Raw genomic sequence first — 15071 nt, forward strand, 5'->3', positions numbered from 1 at the left:
AGCCGTGAGCTATCTCTCCACCCATGTCCGGGTCGTGGGCGCCCTGCTCGTGAGGGAGATGGCGACGCGCTTCGGCTCGAAGCCCGGCGGCTATATCTGGGCGCTGCTCGACCCGGCCGCCCATATTCTCTTGATGACCTTCATCTTCCGGGCAATCGCTCGCGCGCCGGCGCTCGGCACCAGTTTTGCGCTGTTCTTCGCCACCGGCTACATCGCCTTTCAGTTCTACCAGGCGATGACCAGCTACCTGAACAGCGCGGTCCGCGCCAACAAGGCGCTGCTCAGCTACCCGAATGTCGCGCCGATCGATACGATCGTGGCACGCTTCGTCCTTCAGGTCTGCACAACGACGTTGGTCGCCTTCATCGTCCTCGGCACCATCGTCGCGACCATGCGGGTCGATACCGATCTGCACTGGCCGGCAATCCTGGAGGCCATCGCCATGGCCTGTCTCTTTGGCCTCGGCGTGGCGATGATCAACGCCGTGCTTTTTCTCAAGTACCCGCTCTATGAGCAAGTCTTTAGCATCGTCAACCGTCCGCTGTTCATGATTTCCGGCGTATTCTTCCTGCCGGATTCGATCCCGGCGCCCTACCGCGATTTCCTACTCATAAATCCGCTCGTCCATATCGTCATGGTCTTCCGCAAGGGCTTTTATCCGGGATACCGCGCCATTGGCCTCGACATGACCTATCTTTACGGAATCGCATTTCTGACATTGTTTGCCGGAATGCTGGTCTTCACCTTCTCTCGAAAGACGCTGAGAAACGAATGATCCGATTCGAGCAGGCGACGAAATATGCCCGCACCAAGGGCATCAAGAAACCCATCATCGAAGACGCCTCGCTCACCCTCAACCGAGGCAAGAGTGTTGGCCTACTCGGCCGCAACGGCGCCGGAAAGTCGACGCTGCTCCGGTTGATCGCCGGCGCAACCAAGCTCGACGGCGGCCGAATCATCCGCCGCGGCAAGATCTCCTGGCCACTCGGCTTCGCCGGCAGCTTTCAAGGAACGATGACGGGCGAACAGAATGTACGCTTCGTCGCGCGCATCTATGGGATCGACACCGAAGAACTGATCGCCTATGTCGAGGATTTCGCCGAGCTCGGCCCCTTCTTTAAGGCGCCGGTCGGCACCTATTCCTCCGGCATGAAGGCGCGGCTTGCCTTCGGCTTGAGCATGGGCGTCAATTTCGACTATTATCTGGTCGACGAAATCACCGCCGTTGGTGACACAAATTTTAAAAAGAAATGCCAGGCTATATTCCAGACCAAGCTCCAGGATTCCGATGTGATCATGGTCTCGCATAGCACCAGTACGATTCGCGACTATTGCGACTGCGGCGTCGTGCTGGAAAATGGTAAGCTGACTTATTATGAAGACGTCGAGGACGCGATCCGCGCGCACGACAGGAACATGAAAGGAAACTAGATGGCGGCGAGCAAAGACGCGGCAGCCGACAAGCCGAGGCCTGCCGAGGCCGCCAATGGGCCCGCCACTCCAACTCCAAGAGCCCACGCCAAGAACGAGGGCATTGCCGTGCTCGAGAGACTGCTCGGCAAGGAGAGCGCGCCAGTCATCCCGCTCCCCGAGCGCAACAAGATCGAACCGGAAAAAAAGCCCGGTCCACTGCAGGGTTGGCTGAAGAAGCTCCGCTGGCGTCATGCGATCATCGGCATCTCTTTCGTCGGACTCGTTGCCGTGCCGGCGACGCTCGCCTCGCTCTACATGGCCTTCCTCGCAGCGGACCAGTATCACAGCACCACCTCCTTTGCCGTGCGCAGCATCGAGGGCGGCATGTCGAGCGATATTCTTGGCATGTTCACCCAGGCCTCCGGCGGCAGCACGGTTTCGGATAGCTATATCCTCATGGATTATATCCAGAGCGAGCGTATGGCCGCTGACGCCGACCGCAGGTTCAAGCTGGAGGACGTCTACGCCACGCGTGGGCTCGATTATTTCTACGGCATCGGCTCCGACTTACCGATTGAGGACAAACTCGCCTATTGGCGGGACATGGTGAGCGTCAATTTCGACCACGCGTCCGGTATCATGCAGGTAGACGTCAAGGCCTTCGATCCGAGACAGGCGCGGGAGATCGCCCAGTTTATTGTCAATCAGAGCGACAATCTCGTGAACAGCCTGTCGCTTTCGGCGCGCAACGATGTGCTGAGGGCCGCGCAGGACGAGGTGCTGGCCGGCGAGGCACGACTTGCCAAGGCCCGGGCCGCACTGCGCGACTATCGCGACAAGTCCCAGGAAATCAGTCCGGAGGAGGGAGCCAAGCTCGCAGTCCAACTCATCGGCTCGCTGGAGCAGCAACTGACGCAGCTCAATGCAGACCTGGCTACCGCCAAAAGCCAGATGAGCGAGGACACCCCACGAATCCGCGTGCTGAAGACGCGCATCGAGAGCCTCGAACAACAGCTCGCGGTCGAGCGCCAACGGCTGGGGACGGGGGAGAAGAAAGCCGTCGCGAACGATCCCGATGCCCCTGACGTCGCCGGCCGCATCGCCGAGTTCGAGGAACTCGAGACCGAACGCGAGTTTGCCGAACGGGCCTATACGGCGGCGTTGAGCTCACTGGAAAAAGCCAGGATAGAGGCGAACAACCGGCAGCGCTATTTGGCGCTCTTCATTGAACCGACGCTCTCGGAAATGGCGCAGTATCCCGCGCGGTTGTTGAACGCGCTTCTTGCGACTTTAGGCCTGCTTTTCGCTTGGGGGATCGGCGTGATGAGCTATTACAACATCAGAGATCGGGCATAGCGACGACCCTGCGCTAACTCCGAAGCTGCCGTCGAACGCTGGATCGACGCTTCATCCGAGGACAATTCAATCCAGGTGTGGAATTAGTGTAGAACGACATTGCCCGCTCGGATGTCGGACAGGAGAAATTTCAACATCGGGACAGTAAAATTCGGGGACTCTGTGACACTAGCTGTTGCCCAGCCTATGCCATTTGGATACTGGTGTCGCCCGACGCGCTTCCCCTCACGGATGTGGCAACGAAACTAATTGCGAGACAGCTTGCATGAAAATTCTGACCGTTTTTGGAACTCGGCCTGAAGCCATCAAGATGGCCCCTTTGGTGAGAGCGCTGAGGGAACAGCCCACAATAGATGCAAGGGTATGCGTGACCGCCCAGCACCGCCAGATGCTCGATCAAGTTCTCGAGCTGTTCGATATCGAACCGAACTATGATCTTGATATTATGAAGCCTGGTCAAAGCCTTTCCGGGATCACAAGCGAGATTCTTATACGCATAGAGCCAATTCTCAAGGGGTTTTCGCCGGACATGGTGTTGGTCCACGGGGACACATCAACGACACTCGCCACCACATTGGCGTCGTACTACCAGCAAATCCCGATAGGCCACGTGGAAGCGGGCCTACGGACAGGAAATATATATTCTCCCTGGCCAGAGGAAGCCAATAGGAAACTGACGGCCGCGTTAACGAGACTGCACTTTGCTCCGACCGAAGAATCACGCTTAAACCTGTTGAAGGAAGGTGTTTCCAACAGCGAAATTCACGTCACCGGAAATACGGTGATTGACGCACTGCTTCAGGTTCGAAACAGGTTGGAGACCGACACACAATTGGCATCCGATCTAGCAGCCCGTTTCTCCTTTCTACGCGGCGGGCGCCTCGTACTGATTACGGGCCATCGCCGCGAGAATTTTGGAGAAGGATTTGAGCGTATCTGTTCAGCTATACAGCAACTGAGCGAGGAATTCCCTTCTGACGATTTTGTATACCCCGTGCACCTCAACCCGAATGTGCGCCAACCGGTCGAACGCATTCTAAATGGACTTCCAAACGTTCACTTGATCGAACCTCTGGAATATCTGCCGTTTGTGTATCTGATGACGCGAGCTCACATCATCCTCACCGATTCCGGAGGAATTCAGGAGGAAGCGCCGTCCTTAGGCAAGCCGGTGCTTGTCATGCGCGACACCACCGAACGTCCGGAGGCAGTGAAGGCGGGAACGGTCAAGCTCGTCGGGACCGATTTGGGCCAAATCGTAGCCGGCGTGCGCCAGTTGATGAATGATCAGTCAGCCTACGATCAGATGGCGTTCGCTCATAATCCATACGGCGATGGGCAAGCCTGCACACGCATCCTATCTGCAATTCAGGAAGCGTTCCGTAAGTAAAGAGGAGGCATTATGCCGCAACGTTTCATGGATAAGACCATTTCAATTGTCGGCCTTGGCTATATTGGGCTGCCGTCGGCCGCCGCATTTGCTGCACGGGGCGTTAAAGTAATCGGCGTCGATATAAACCAAACGACCGTCGACATCATTAACGAGGGAAAGATTCACATCGTCGAGCCCGAGCTGGACATGGTTGTACATGCCGCAGTGACGGAAGGCTACTTACGGGCAACGACAATACCTGAGCCAGCAGATGCTTTCCTCATTGCTGTTCCGACACCGTTTCGAGACGGTCACCAACCTGATTTGAGTTTTATCAAAGCCGCTTCGAAATCGATCGCCCCGGTTTTGAAAAGGGGCGATCTAATAATCCTGGAATCAACATCTCCGGTCGGCGCAACTGAACAGATGGCGGTTTGGTTGGCCGAAGAACGTCCCGATCTCAGCTTCCCGCAAGACAAAGGAGAAGACTCAGATATCCGCGTCGCGCATTGCCCCGAAAGAGTTTTGCCGGGCCATGTCCTCCGGGAACTCGTGGAGAATGATCGGGTGATTGGCGGTCTTACCGCGAAATGCTCAGACGCCGCAGTAGCGCTCTACAAGATTTTCGTACAAGGCGATTGCATTGTCACTGACGCCCGCACGGCCGAAATGTGCAAGCTGACCGAAAACGCCTCGCGTGACGTTGCCATAGCGTTTGCTAACGAGCTGTCGCTCATTTGTGACAAACATGGCATCGATGTGTGGGAGCTGATCAAGCTTGCAAACAGACATCCGCGCGTCAACATATTGCAACCCGGCCCCGGTGTCGGCGGACACTGCATCGCAGTTGATCCATGGTTCATCGTCCATAGCTCACCCGAGGAAGCTCGGTTGATCCGCACCGCAAGACTGGTAAACGACAGCAAACCGCATTGGGTCGAAGAAAAGGTTCATGCTGCAGTGGCCGCTGCTGCCGATAAGTTCGGACGTAGCCTGGATAAGATCAAAATTGCCTGCATGGGCTTGTCGTTCAAACCGGACATCGATGATCTTCGCGAGAGTCCCGCCCTCGAAATTACGCTTCGCTTGGCGGAGAAATATCCTGAACAGATATGTGTAGTTGAACCTAATATCGACGCTCTCCCAACGGAGCTTGCGAGGCGTGGAGCATTGCTCTCGACTCAGGCTGAAGCACTCGACATTGCAGACGTGGTTGTAATGCTTGTCGATCACAAGCAATTCAAGGAACGAGTGCCGGCACTGCGGGATGGTGCGCTTTTAATCGACACTCGCGGTATCTGGAAGTAATCCCATGTCGATCAAGGATCTCACCCATGATCGGGTCTGGGAAGCATACTACGGAGAACTTGGACCGAACTTCATGCGTCACACGCAGAAGCGCATCCATTGGATTTGTAGCATGGTTGAGGGAAAGAGGGTCCTTGATATCGGTTGCAGTTCGGGAATCGTACCTATCCTTCTAGGGCGAGAAGGAAGAGTGGTGCTCGGTGTTGACAGTTCTAAGACGGTAATTGAACAGGCCCGACAACACCTCTCGGAGGAGTCAGAATCGACTCGGGAGAGAGTTAAATTCGTTGAAGCTGACTTTCTCACTCTTGATCCAAAGGAACATGAGCCCTTCGACAGCCTTGTGATCTCGGAAGTCCTTGAGCATCTCGTCAGGCCTCAGGACATGCTTGATGCAGCAGTGAAGTTTCTGAAGCCACACGGTCAAATTGTTGTAACGGTGCCCTTTGGCATCAATGACTTCATCGACCATAAGCATACGTTTTATCTCACGGAAATACATGACCTTGTAGCGCGGAAGTTTAACGTCAGTTCGGTGGAGTTTCTCGAAAGCTGGATCGGATTGGTCGGAGTTAAGCCTGAAGATGGTCATCTGCAGGGAGCTAGAGTATCAATACCAACCGAGGATGTTCAGCAGCTCGAACGATCTTTCCATCTACTGGAACGGGTCATCCGCGATGAATTGGCTACCAAAAAAGAAGAACTGTCGCGCTTAGACGAGAAGTTAAAGAAGACCACGGAAACAGCGAGAATCGCCTCCGCAGAAAAGCTTAAGCTTGAAGAGAGCGCCAAGCAAAAAGAGCGCGAAGAACGGGAACGTTTGTTCGAACGGGAGAAGCTGGCAGACGAGCTCGACCGTGAAAAGCTTAGGTTCGAAGAGATTATCCAACAGAATGAGAGTCGAGAGCGGGAGCTTTTGTCCGAACAGGAGAAACTCGCGGACGAAATTGCAAAGCTTCGGGATGCTGCCGCCGCTGCCAAGTCGGATAAAGAGAGCATCGGAACCCTAGAAGCCGAGTTGCGACGCTCTCAGCAATTATTGACTCGTGCTGAACAATTGCGGGTCGCGGCGGAGACGCGTGCAAACAATTCCAAGAACTCGCTGTCATATCAACTCGGCGCGGCCTTGATAAACGCAACAAACTCATGGTCGGGTTTGGTAAGTTTTCCAAAGGAGGCTTTGCGCATCCATAAGGAAGGGAAGCGCCGCAAAGCTTCAAAGCATAAAGAACTAGAGGCGGGAACAAAAAAAAAAGAGCAAGTACTGAAAGTCGCGTCGGCCAGACGCCCTCATAAACTTAAAGTAGACGACGGCCGCCGCTTGCGCATCGCCGGCGTCATGGACGAATTCACTGTCCATTCTTACGACCCGGAATGCACACTTCTGCAATTGCATCCGGAAGGCTGGCGGCAGCAACTTACAGAGTTTGGGCCCGACTTGCTCTTCATTGAATCGGCCTGGAAGGGCTTGGATGGGCTCTGGCAGACCAAGATCAGCAATAATGGTTCGGAGATACTCGAAATCATCGCTTGGTGCCGAGACAACAATACGCCTTCATTATTTTGGAACAAAGAAGATCCAGTCCACTTCAGCACCTTTATTCCCATTGCAAAATGCGTCGACTACGTCTTCACGACCGATATTGACTGCATCCCAAAGTACAAAGAGGCTGTTGGTCATGAGAGAGTCTACTTGCTCCCATTCGCCGCGCAGCCTTCTGTTCACAATCCGATAGAGATGTATGATCGCAAAGATGCTTTCAACTTTGCAGGTTCTTACTACCTACGATACCCCGAAAGGCAACGCGATTTTTCGGCGCTGATTGATGCGGTCGGTTCGCTACGGTCTGTCGAGATCTATGATAGAAACTTTGACAATCCCCACCCGCATTATACGTTTCCCGACAAATACTCACCGATGATCTTGGGGAGGCTGCCGTTCTCCGAAATTGACAAAGCCTATAAAGGCTATCGGTACGGCATCAACATGAACACAATAAAGCAATCGCAAACAATGTTTGCACGGCGTGTTTTTGAGCTGCTCGCTTCCAACACGGTTGTTGTATCAAACTTCTCGCGTGGCGTTAGGCTACTGTTCGGCGATCTCGTAGTCTCATCGGATGAAGCCGCCGAGCTCCGTCGGCGTCTCGAAGCGATTTGCAAAACTGAAGTGGGCTACCGCAAGTTCCGTTTGCTCGGCTTGCGCAAGGTCATGTCAGAGCACACATATGCCGACCGGTTGAACTACATTCGATCGACATTGAGCGGCCAGGCGCAACCGCCGAAACAGCCGCGGATAGCCCTATTCGCAGTTGCGCACACGCCTGAAGAATATTCGCTGCATATGGAGAACTTCAGCCGGCAGCGATACCCCAATAAGTTCCTGATCGTGTTGAAGCGCTATTCCGGTAATTCATCGACCAAGATCGACAGCATTGTCGAATGCACAAACGAAGACTCTTGCGTAGAATACATCAAGAACGTCGGCAATGATGCGTGGGTAGGCCTGTTGCACTCGGAAGATTACTATGGACCCGAGTATCTTACAGATCTTCAGCTGGCGCAAAGATACTCCTCGGCAATGGCTTTTGGAAAGGCGAGCCGTTATCAGGCGAAAAACGGCGACCTCACTTTGCACGCAGATGGGGATCAATATCGCACAACATTGAAACTGTTCGCCCGGTCCGCGCTCGTTAGGGCATCGGCCATATCCTCGGACTGGATTGCAACAGCAATTGCGGATCCGCGTGGCGCGATAGTTTCGCTTCCAGAAATGCTGGCGACCGATGAATTCCACTACATAGAAGGCGGCGCTCAATTGGCCGAACTCCGGAGGTCGGACGTTGACGACCTTGCGCTTGCCGACAAAGGTGCGTCTCTAGTTGAGCAAATCATTCCGATCGGACATGGCCTAACGAGCACATCCAAATCTATTGCATCGAGCGAACTGCCCCAACTGAGTGCGAAGGAATTGCATGGGATGATCTCAAGCGCAGGCGGAATAGACCTGCGATTGAACGGCGGCAGGCTTCACCTCCGTTCCAAGCTCCAGAATGACAAACACGTTTATCTTTACTGCCGCCGAGAGTTTGATAGACAGGAACTCAACCTCGTGTTGAACAGCCAGTTTGAGGCAGTGGTGGAAAGCCGGCTGGAATTGAAGACCGTTTTCGAATTTAGAGACGGAAACGGCGCAAAAATATCGCATCAAATGAACAAAGCAGGCGGACGCCATTCCCTCGCCATCCCGGAGAATTGTGCGAAAGTCCGATTTGGCCTGCGCGTTCAGGGTGCGGGAGAAGCAAAGATCGAAGCGGTCGTGTTTGGCAATCAAGTTGAGCGTCCGGCAGCACTTGCCGTTCGCACTCCCTATCTGGTTCTGTCTAAGCAATACCCAGCGTACGATGACCTGTACCGCTACGGTTTCCTCCACAGCCGCCTTCGCGCCTACAAGAACGCGGGGCTGGTTTCCGAAGTCTTTCGCATCAGCAAAGAATCCCTCGGCTATCGCGAGTTTGAAGGCATCGACGTTGCGACCGGTGATGCAGAACTGCTTCGATCCACATTGGAAGCAGGCCAGGTCAAGCACGTATTGGTGCATCTTCTAGACGAACACATGTGGAAAGTTCTCAAGGATTACCTTGATCGTATTAAAGTCACGATTTGGGTTCACGGCGCCGAAATTCAGGTCTGGCAACGAAGGACATTTGATTTCGGGCGCAAGAGCGACGAGGAAGTCGCTCGCCAGAAGCGATTAAGTGACAAACGCAAGTCATTGTGGCGGAGCGTCTTCTCTGAGTCGAATGATAATGTCAAGTTCGTTTTTGTATCGGATTATTTAGCAGAGCAAGCACAAAATGATCTGGATATACGCTTGAAGAAATCGACGTACCGCGTAATTCATAATTATATAGATCCGGATATATTCGAATACCAAGAAAAAGCGGACGAAACGAGACAAAATGTACTATCAATCCGCCCATACGCGAATAGGATATATGCAAACGATTTGACCGTAGCAGCAATAATCGAGCTGTCAAAGCGAGAGATATTTAACAATCTCTCATTTTGCCTTTATGGGGATGGGGAACTGTTCGAGGAAACAACGGCGCCGCTAACGTCGTTTGGAAACGTGAAGATCATCCGCCGGTTCTTATCTCAGTCAGAGATTGCGGAGGTTCACAAGCGATTTGGCATCTTCTTATCGCCGACACGCATGGATACGCAAGGTGTATCACGCGATGAAGCGATGTCTTCGGGCCTGGTGCCAGTCACGACGAATGTCGCCTGCATCCCCGAGTTTGTCGACGAAAACTGTGCTGTCGTCGTGCCTGCGGAAGATCATGTCGCAATGGCGGACGCCATCGAGCGGCTGTATTCTGATCCCGTGCACTTTGCCAAACTTTCGAAGGCGGCCTCCCTTCGCGTCCGAGCCCAGTCGGGTTATGGGATGACAATTCAGCGCGAGATTTCGCTGATCCAGAGGGCTTGATGCCCTGGATTGTGGGCGCTGCTTCAACTGGAAGGAACGGAGAGAATTGGAACCTGTGAATGCGAAACGCTGAATTGTCTGTTGCACTGATTTCCGACAGTCTCACGGCGGCATGTTTGTCGAAGGAATGCCGGACATTTACTCTCACTCCCTTGAATTATAAATGGGTGCTGCGGTTCCAGAAGCCCGACATGCTGTTCGTGGAGTCGGCTTGGGAGGGGCACCGCCGCCGATGGCGGTATAAAGTGGCATCGTATCCAGGGACCCCACGGTACGACAACAAAAGATTGGCGAAGGTCGTGGCTTATGCACGCGACCGCGGTATTCCAACGGTCTTCTGGAACAAAGAGGACGGCGTCCACTTTGAAAGGTTCATTGATAGCGCGCGCCTTTTCGATCACATATTTACAGTAGACGAAAACTGCATCGACAAATACAAACGCATAGTTGGAGAGAGCACAACGGTACACACGTTAATGTTTCCGGTTCAGCCAGGGACGCATTTTTTTCGAGGATTCGATTTCAAATACAATATGGCCAATTTCGTCGGAAGCTACAGCCGGAAAATACATGAGACTAGGCGAAAATGGCAGGACCTTATGTTTTCGGCCTGTGCGGATTCTGGTGTCGCTACTATTGTCTATGATCGAAACTCGGGCCGAAACTCCCAAAACTATCGATATCCCGATTTTAGCGGCCTGGAGGTTCGGGCGGCCATTCCTCATTCGGACACCGCTCAAATTTACAGGGATTATCTGATTTCATTGAACGTGAATACGATTGAAGACTCACCGTCGATGTATTCACGCCGACTGGTCGAGATTCTCGCTTGCGGAGGTATCGCGGTAACAAATCCGACTACCGCAGTAGATCGGTACTTTTCGGATTACTGTCACGTTATCAGAGATCAGGCTGAGGCGACTGAGTTGTTTGCCAGATTGAAGAAGGGGCCAACTGCACGCGATCTGGAGCGAGCCGAAGCTGGCGCGCGATATGTCCTCGCCGAACATACCTGGTCGCAGCGGCTGGACGACGTGAGAAAAGTGGTCGGGCTCTAGATGACGAGAGGACCAGCCGCGGCGGCACCGCAGAGCGCGAAATAATATGAGGCCGCTTTCAAAGCATGAGGCTCCCATCATCAGCCAAGTTCAGGATCCGGCAAAGCCTCCCCTATTTCTCTTCGGCTTCAGTCGTTGGAAGTCCTACGTGCGCGACTGGTTTCCAGATGCTAAGCTGATTTTCTCGCGTCCAGTTCTCCTGCCTTTCGAGTTCGATTTGTATTGGAAACGGCAGCTACTTCGCGACCCCCGAACCCGTGTGCTCGCGTGGCAATATCGGGGACCGCCGCAACTCAAAGCGTTCTGCGCGCGCCAGGGTATTCCGTTCCATTATGCCGAGGACGGCTTCATCCGCTCGGTCGCACTTGGCGCCTTGCGAGTACCGCCGCTTTCACTCACCTTTGACAAGCAGGACATGTTTTTCAACGCCAACGGGCCGTCTGATCTGGAGGACATTCTCAGGACCTATGATTTCGCAAGCGACCGCTTGCTGATGCATAGAGCACGGATCATCCGGGAGCAACTGCTCACAAGCCGGCTCAGCAAGTACAATTCAGGCAAGTCGCTGGATATCGCTTTGGTCTATGGCAAAAAGACGCAAAGGCGTGTGCTTGTGATTGGTCAGGTGGAGCGCGATGCGTCGATCGCCTATGGCTGCTCAAAAAAAGTGACGAATAACGATCTCGTCCGGCTGGCAGCGTCTGAAAACCCCGACGCTCAGATCATCTACAAGCCGCACCCCGAAGTCCTGAAAGGCACGGCCAAGGCCAAGTCCAACCCAGAGAGGGTGCGCGATCTCGCAATGATCCTCACCCAGGATATCAGCCTTGCGGATGCGCTCGAAACCATCGATCACGTCTACACGATCACGTCACTTTCCGGCTTCGAGGCGCTGCTGCGCAGCATCAAGGTGACAACAGTCGGGTGCCCCTTCTATTCAGGCTGGGGTCTGACAGACGATCGTCAGCCGAACTCGCGGCGGAACCGAAAGCTCTCGATCGATGAGGTCTTTGCAGCCGCCTACATTCTGTATGCCAGGTATCTCGATCCGGTGACAAAGACGCCGATCGAGATTGAAGATGCATTGGACGTTCTCGCCCGCATGCGGGCGGAGCAGCTGATAGCTTGAGGCATGCGGCCGAGAACTCTTTCTTTTCAAGTTTCGTTTCGCAGCGTCTTTCTGGAAAACGTGAAGACGGCCATGCCACAGAAGAATATCGCGGCAGAGCATACGGAGAGGTAGGGAAGGCTCAAGCCAATCGCTCTATACTCAGGGTAAAAGCCGGAGCGGAAAAGCATGATCACATGAACAAGCGGGTTGCTCAACAGCACCTCTCTGTACGGATGAGGCATGGTGTCTGGCAAGAAAAACACGCCAGACAGAAGGAACATCGGCTTTGTGAGAATCCCATAGACCTGCTCGTAGAGGGCATACTTCACGAACATGACGGCGTTGAACATGCCGATGCCAAGCGCGAGGGCGCCCGCGTATAGTTCAGCTTCAAATAGACGTGGCCAATTCAACTCCGGCCTTTCATGTGACATAAGAAAGATCGCGGAAAAGACAACGATTGCGACGAGCACTGTCGTCATCGTCTGTAGTATGTATCGCGCCGTTATGGCGTCGATCGGCGCAACGTTCGGATAGCTAAGCAGGGGTTTGTTGGCTCGCACGGCCGAACTCAGATATCCGACCTTTGCCTGGTACATCTGAAATCCGAGGTAGCCGGTGGCAAAGAAAAGAATGAAATTGGTGCCGAGTGCGGGTGCATGCGAAATGGCGCCGAAGATGAGCGTCATCATCGCTATGTAGCCAATCGGTTCCAGCAGTGCCCAGATATAGCCTCCGGGTTTGCTGCCGAACTTAGTAGACATTTCGCGAACGATCATCGCCGAGATAACGCGAAAATAGGTTCTGGCCAAAATCATCGTGTTTCGCTCCGCGTTATCGTCCCCTTAGAGGTCGAGATCCTTGCGTGATCGGCAGCTCCATGGAAGTCGGCTTCCAATAAGTCAGATGTGCGCCTGGACGCAACTTGTTCTTGATAATCGGCCTCGCGCGTCGTGTTTCTGTTCTTGTTTCCGTGCATTAGCTATCCGGCATTCAAACGATGGGCTGCGCTGATAGATAGATCCCTTGCGCAATGGCGCGTTCAGTGGCTCGCGAATTTTCAAGCCCGCAGTGACCTACACCCTAGAGCCCGCATTGGTGACAAAAGAGATCATTACACTCAGCCAGTCGCTTCTGATTTTGCGTCTAGTGGGGATGTTTTGACCGTTGCGGGTAAAAGCCACGGCGGAAAGACGGGAGGCGCTCTTGACCGCGGTTTGGAATTTTGCAGATGGGCTTGGAGAATACCATTGTGTAGCGGCACGGTCTCCATCATCCATGAAATAATATGCATACGAGAAAATCCGGAGGCAATCGGCTTACGTCAACGGTAATGGATACTTCTCCTATGCACATTCGGAAATGCCAATTCGAGCAGCATTTTTGCGGCGTCGATACTTCCGGTGAACTTTAGGACTATGCCGACTTCATTGCCTTTCGAGGCATACCAAGTGACTGCGAGTCGCGCTGGCGCGCTCCTTGCGCCGTAACGTTTTTCGTTTCCCGGCGATATTTGAACAGCTCTGCGATGGCTTGGTCGATGCGCCTACTCGGCTCTTTCAATGCTGCCAATTCGTCAAAGAGTTCCTGCCGCATCATTCAACGTCCTCAGAAAATCGCATCCTTAGAGTTGCGATGCAGAGAGCGATAGCCGGAGTCGCGGCAGAATAATACGGGCCGTCACCAACCTTTGCGTTGCCGCCGCGCTCGTCCCAACTGACCCCTCCATTAGTGCCGGGCGCTACGGTCTGAGCAAGTAAGTGTGCGTCATCAAGCGAGGCAGTAAACTGTGGTACGCGACCGGGATCTTGACCGCCCGGATGTATCCAAAAAGAGCGCCTAGTTTGCTCCCCAGATGCTGGATCCCTGATCTGTTCGACCTTGCGCTTGTAGCCAAGCAAAATCGCCAGGGCTGCGTCTAGCTCGCGGCTTGGCCCCGTCGCTGCCTCAAGGTCTTTGACAAGGTCGGTGATTGCCATCGGTTACTTCTTCTTACGATACCATCATGGGCGGATAATCACTGAGCAAGAAAACTAGCCATCACTGTTTTCAAACGCAAGTGAACCAACGGGAAAAACCGTACCTCGACGCGCGGCTATCGTACGCATCCGAGGAGGGCCGCCTTGCTGAGAAGTGAGGCGAACTGGATGCTCTGTCTATATGGACGTCAATATAGACAGTGTGAGAACCGTGGATTTAACGATAGAGAAGCGGCCGCAAGTTAGCCGTATGGAGATTGTCGATAGCGGGCGGCGTCGCCGTTTCAGCAACGAGGCCAAACTTGCGATCGTGGCGGAGAGTTATTCCGCCCCACGTCAGGTCACGGCAACGGCACGTCGCCATGGGATCACACGCTTTCAGTTGAACGATTGGCGTAAAGCAGCGCGCGAGGGACGGCTCGGCAATGGCCGGGGGAGTGAAGGGTTTGTTCCTGCACTGTTATTCCCGGAGCCAGGCATGCCGGTTGTTGCGCCGACCAATTCTTCGACGGCACAAAGTGGGCTGATGGAGGTTGTCAGCGCCAATGGTCGCCGTGTGATCGTGGGACGCGATGTCGACATTGAAGCGCTGCTTCGGATCCTGCGCGGACTGGAGGCGCTGCGGTGAATCCGTTTCCGATGGGAACAGGCGTCAAGGTCTGGCTTTCGACGGGCTATACGGACATGCGCTGTGGCTTTCCCTCCCTGGCGCTTCGGGTGCAGGAGGTTCTGCAGCATGATCCGTTGTCAGGGCATCTCTTCGTCTTCAGGGGCCGCAGATCGGATATTTTGAAGATCATCTGGCATGATGGTCTGGGCGCCTGCCTTTTTACCCGGCGGCTGGAGAAGGGCCGGTTTATCTGGCCGAACATGGAGGGCGGCGCGGTAGCGATCTCACCGGCGCAATTGTCGTATTTGTTGTCCGGGATCGACTGGCGCAATCCGCAGGAAACCTGGCGTCCGACACGGATCGGATAGCATT

General features: G+C 54.1%; 13 protein-coding genes. 10 read left to right on the forward strand and 3 right to left on the reverse strand.

Going from position 1 to position 15071, the window contains the following annotated elements; genetic code table 11:
• Positions 1–4 precede the first annotated feature (4 nt).
• The 8 genes from RHIBR816_RS0117275 to RHIBR816_RS0117310 all read left to right on the forward strand — a co-directional run bounded on the left by RHIBR816_RS0117275 (position 5) and on the right by RHIBR816_RS0117310 (position 12128).
• On the forward strand, positions 5–775 hold the full coding sequence (locus RHIBR816_RS0117275; RefSeq protein WP_018237831.1) for an ABC transporter permease: 771 nt from the start codon (positions 5–7) through the stop codon (positions 773–775).
• Positions 772–1431, forward strand: coding sequence for an ABC transporter ATP-binding protein (locus RHIBR816_RS0117280; RefSeq protein ID WP_018237832.1), 660 nt, complete (start codon positions 772–774; stop codon positions 1429–1431). Before RHIBR816_RS0117275 ends, RHIBR816_RS0117280 begins: the two co-directional genes overlap by 4 nt.
• Positions 1432–2769: an RkpR, polysaccharide export protein gene (locus RHIBR816_RS0117285; RefSeq protein WP_018237833.1), complete on the forward strand. Its 1338-nt coding sequence runs from the start codon at positions 1432–1434 to the stop codon at positions 2767–2769.
• A 265-nt stretch (positions 2770–3034) separates the two neighbouring features.
• A complete protein-coding gene (gene wecB / locus RHIBR816_RS0117290) occupies positions 3035–4159 on the forward strand; it encodes a non-hydrolyzing UDP-N-acetylglucosamine 2-epimerase (protein ID WP_018237834.1) in 1125 nt (374 codons plus the stop codon).
• A 12-nt stretch (positions 4160–4171) separates the two neighbouring features.
• A complete protein-coding gene (wecC, locus tag RHIBR816_RS0117295; protein ID WP_018237835.1) occupies positions 4172–5449 on the forward strand; it encodes a UDP-N-acetyl-D-mannosamine dehydrogenase in 1278 nt (425 codons plus the stop codon).
• A gap of 4 nt (positions 5450–5453) precedes the next feature.
• A complete protein-coding gene (locus RHIBR816_RS34295) occupies positions 5454–9941 on the forward strand; it encodes a glycosyltransferase (protein WP_018237836.1) in 4488 nt (1495 codons plus the stop codon).
• 59 nt (positions 9942–10000) lie between these two features.
• A complete protein-coding gene (locus tag RHIBR816_RS0117305) occupies positions 10001–10999 on the forward strand; it encodes a glycosyltransferase (protein ID WP_018237837.1) in 999 nt (332 codons plus the stop codon).
• Between the two features lie 46 nt (positions 11000–11045).
• Entirely contained in the window at positions 11046–12128 is a 1083-nt protein-coding gene (locus RHIBR816_RS0117310) for a capsular polysaccharide biosynthesis protein (protein ID WP_052522693.1), read from the forward strand.
• Between the two features lie 26 nt (positions 12129–12154).
• On the opposite strand, the gene RHIBR816_RS0117315 is transcribed toward RHIBR816_RS0117310, so the two are convergent.
• The 3 genes from RHIBR816_RS0117315 to RHIBR816_RS0117325 all read right to left on the reverse strand — a co-directional run bounded on the left by RHIBR816_RS0117315 (position 12155) and on the right by RHIBR816_RS0117325 (position 14089).
• Entirely contained in the window at positions 12155–12928 is a 774-nt protein-coding gene (locus RHIBR816_RS0117315; RefSeq protein ID WP_018237839.1) for an ABC transporter permease, read from the reverse strand.
• 598 nt (positions 12929–13526) lie between these two features.
• The gene (locus tag RHIBR816_RS0117320; protein ID WP_157628202.1) at positions 13527–13706 is read right to left on the reverse strand and encodes a hypothetical protein; all 180 of its coding nucleotides are present in this window, start codon (positions 13704–13706) and stop codon (positions 13527–13529) included.
• Positions 13706–14089 (reverse strand): hypothetical protein, encoded by a 384-nt coding sequence (locus RHIBR816_RS0117325; protein WP_018237841.1) that lies wholly within the window; start codon positions 14087–14089, stop codon positions 13706–13708. Before RHIBR816_RS0117325 ends, RHIBR816_RS0117320 begins: the two co-directional genes overlap by 1 nt.
• A 181-nt stretch (positions 14090–14270) precedes the next feature.
• On the opposite strand from RHIBR816_RS0117325, the gene RHIBR816_RS36080 reads away from it, so the two are divergent.
• Both RHIBR816_RS36080 and tnpB read left to right on the forward strand, forming a co-directional pair.
• Complete coding sequence (locus RHIBR816_RS36080) at positions 14271–14717, forward strand: transposase (RefSeq protein ID WP_084811099.1); 447 nt, start codon at positions 14271–14273, stop codon at positions 14715–14717.
• Positions 14714–15067 (forward strand): IS66 family insertion sequence element accessory protein TnpB, encoded by a 354-nt coding sequence (gene tnpB / locus RHIBR816_RS0117335; RefSeq protein WP_018237843.1) that lies wholly within the window; start codon positions 14714–14716, stop codon positions 15065–15067. The genes RHIBR816_RS36080 and tnpB overlap by 4 nt, the downstream gene beginning before the upstream one ends.
• Positions 15068–15071: the final 4 nt, after the last annotated feature.

Source organism: Ensifer sp. BR816 (assembly GCF_000378985.1).
Lineage (GTDB): Bacteria > Pseudomonadota > Alphaproteobacteria > Rhizobiales > Rhizobiaceae > Sinorhizobium.

What these genes read in the sequence shown, in the direction of transcription:
- RHIBR816_RS0117280 (WP_018237832.1), top strand. Translation starts at nt 772, where the DNA reads ATGATCCGATTCGAGCAGGCGACGAAATATGCCCGCACCAAGGGCATC.
- RHIBR816_RS0117285 (WP_018237833.1), top strand. Translation starts at nt 1,432, where the DNA reads ATGGCGGCGAGCAAAGACGCGGCAGCCGACAAGCCGAGGCCTGCCGAG.
- wecB (WP_018237834.1), top strand. Translation starts at nt 3,035, where the DNA reads ATGAAAATTCTGACCGTTTTTGGAACTCGGCCTGAAGCCATCAAGATG.
- wecC (WP_018237835.1), top strand. Translation starts at nt 4,172, where the DNA reads ATGCCGCAACGTTTCATGGATAAGACCATTTCAATTGTCGGCCTTGGC.
- RHIBR816_RS34295 (WP_018237836.1), top strand. Translation starts at nt 5,454, where the DNA reads ATGTCGATCAAGGATCTCACCCATGATCGGGTCTGGGAAGCATACTAC.
- RHIBR816_RS0117305 (WP_018237837.1), top strand. Translation starts at nt 10,001, where the DNA reads ATGCGAAACGCTGAATTGTCTGTTGCACTGATTTCCGACAGTCTCACG.
- RHIBR816_RS0117310 (WP_052522693.1), top strand. Translation starts at nt 11,046, where the DNA reads ATGAGGCCGCTTTCAAAGCATGAGGCTCCCATCATCAGCCAAGTTCAG.
- RHIBR816_RS0117315 (WP_018237839.1), bottom strand. Translation starts at nt 12,928, where the DNA reads ATGATTTTGGCCAGAACCTATTTTCGCGTTATCTCGGCGATGATCGTT.
- RHIBR816_RS0117320 (WP_157628202.1), bottom strand. Translation starts at nt 13,706, where the DNA reads ATGCGGCAGGAACTCTTTGACGAATTGGCAGCATTGAAAGAGCCGAGT.
- RHIBR816_RS0117325 (WP_018237841.1), bottom strand. Translation starts at nt 14,089, where the DNA reads ATGGCAATCACCGACCTTGTCAAAGACCTTGAGGCAGCGACGGGGCCA.
- RHIBR816_RS36080 (WP_084811099.1), top strand. Translation starts at nt 14,271, where the DNA reads ATGGACGTCAATATAGACAGTGTGAGAACCGTGGATTTAACGATAGAG.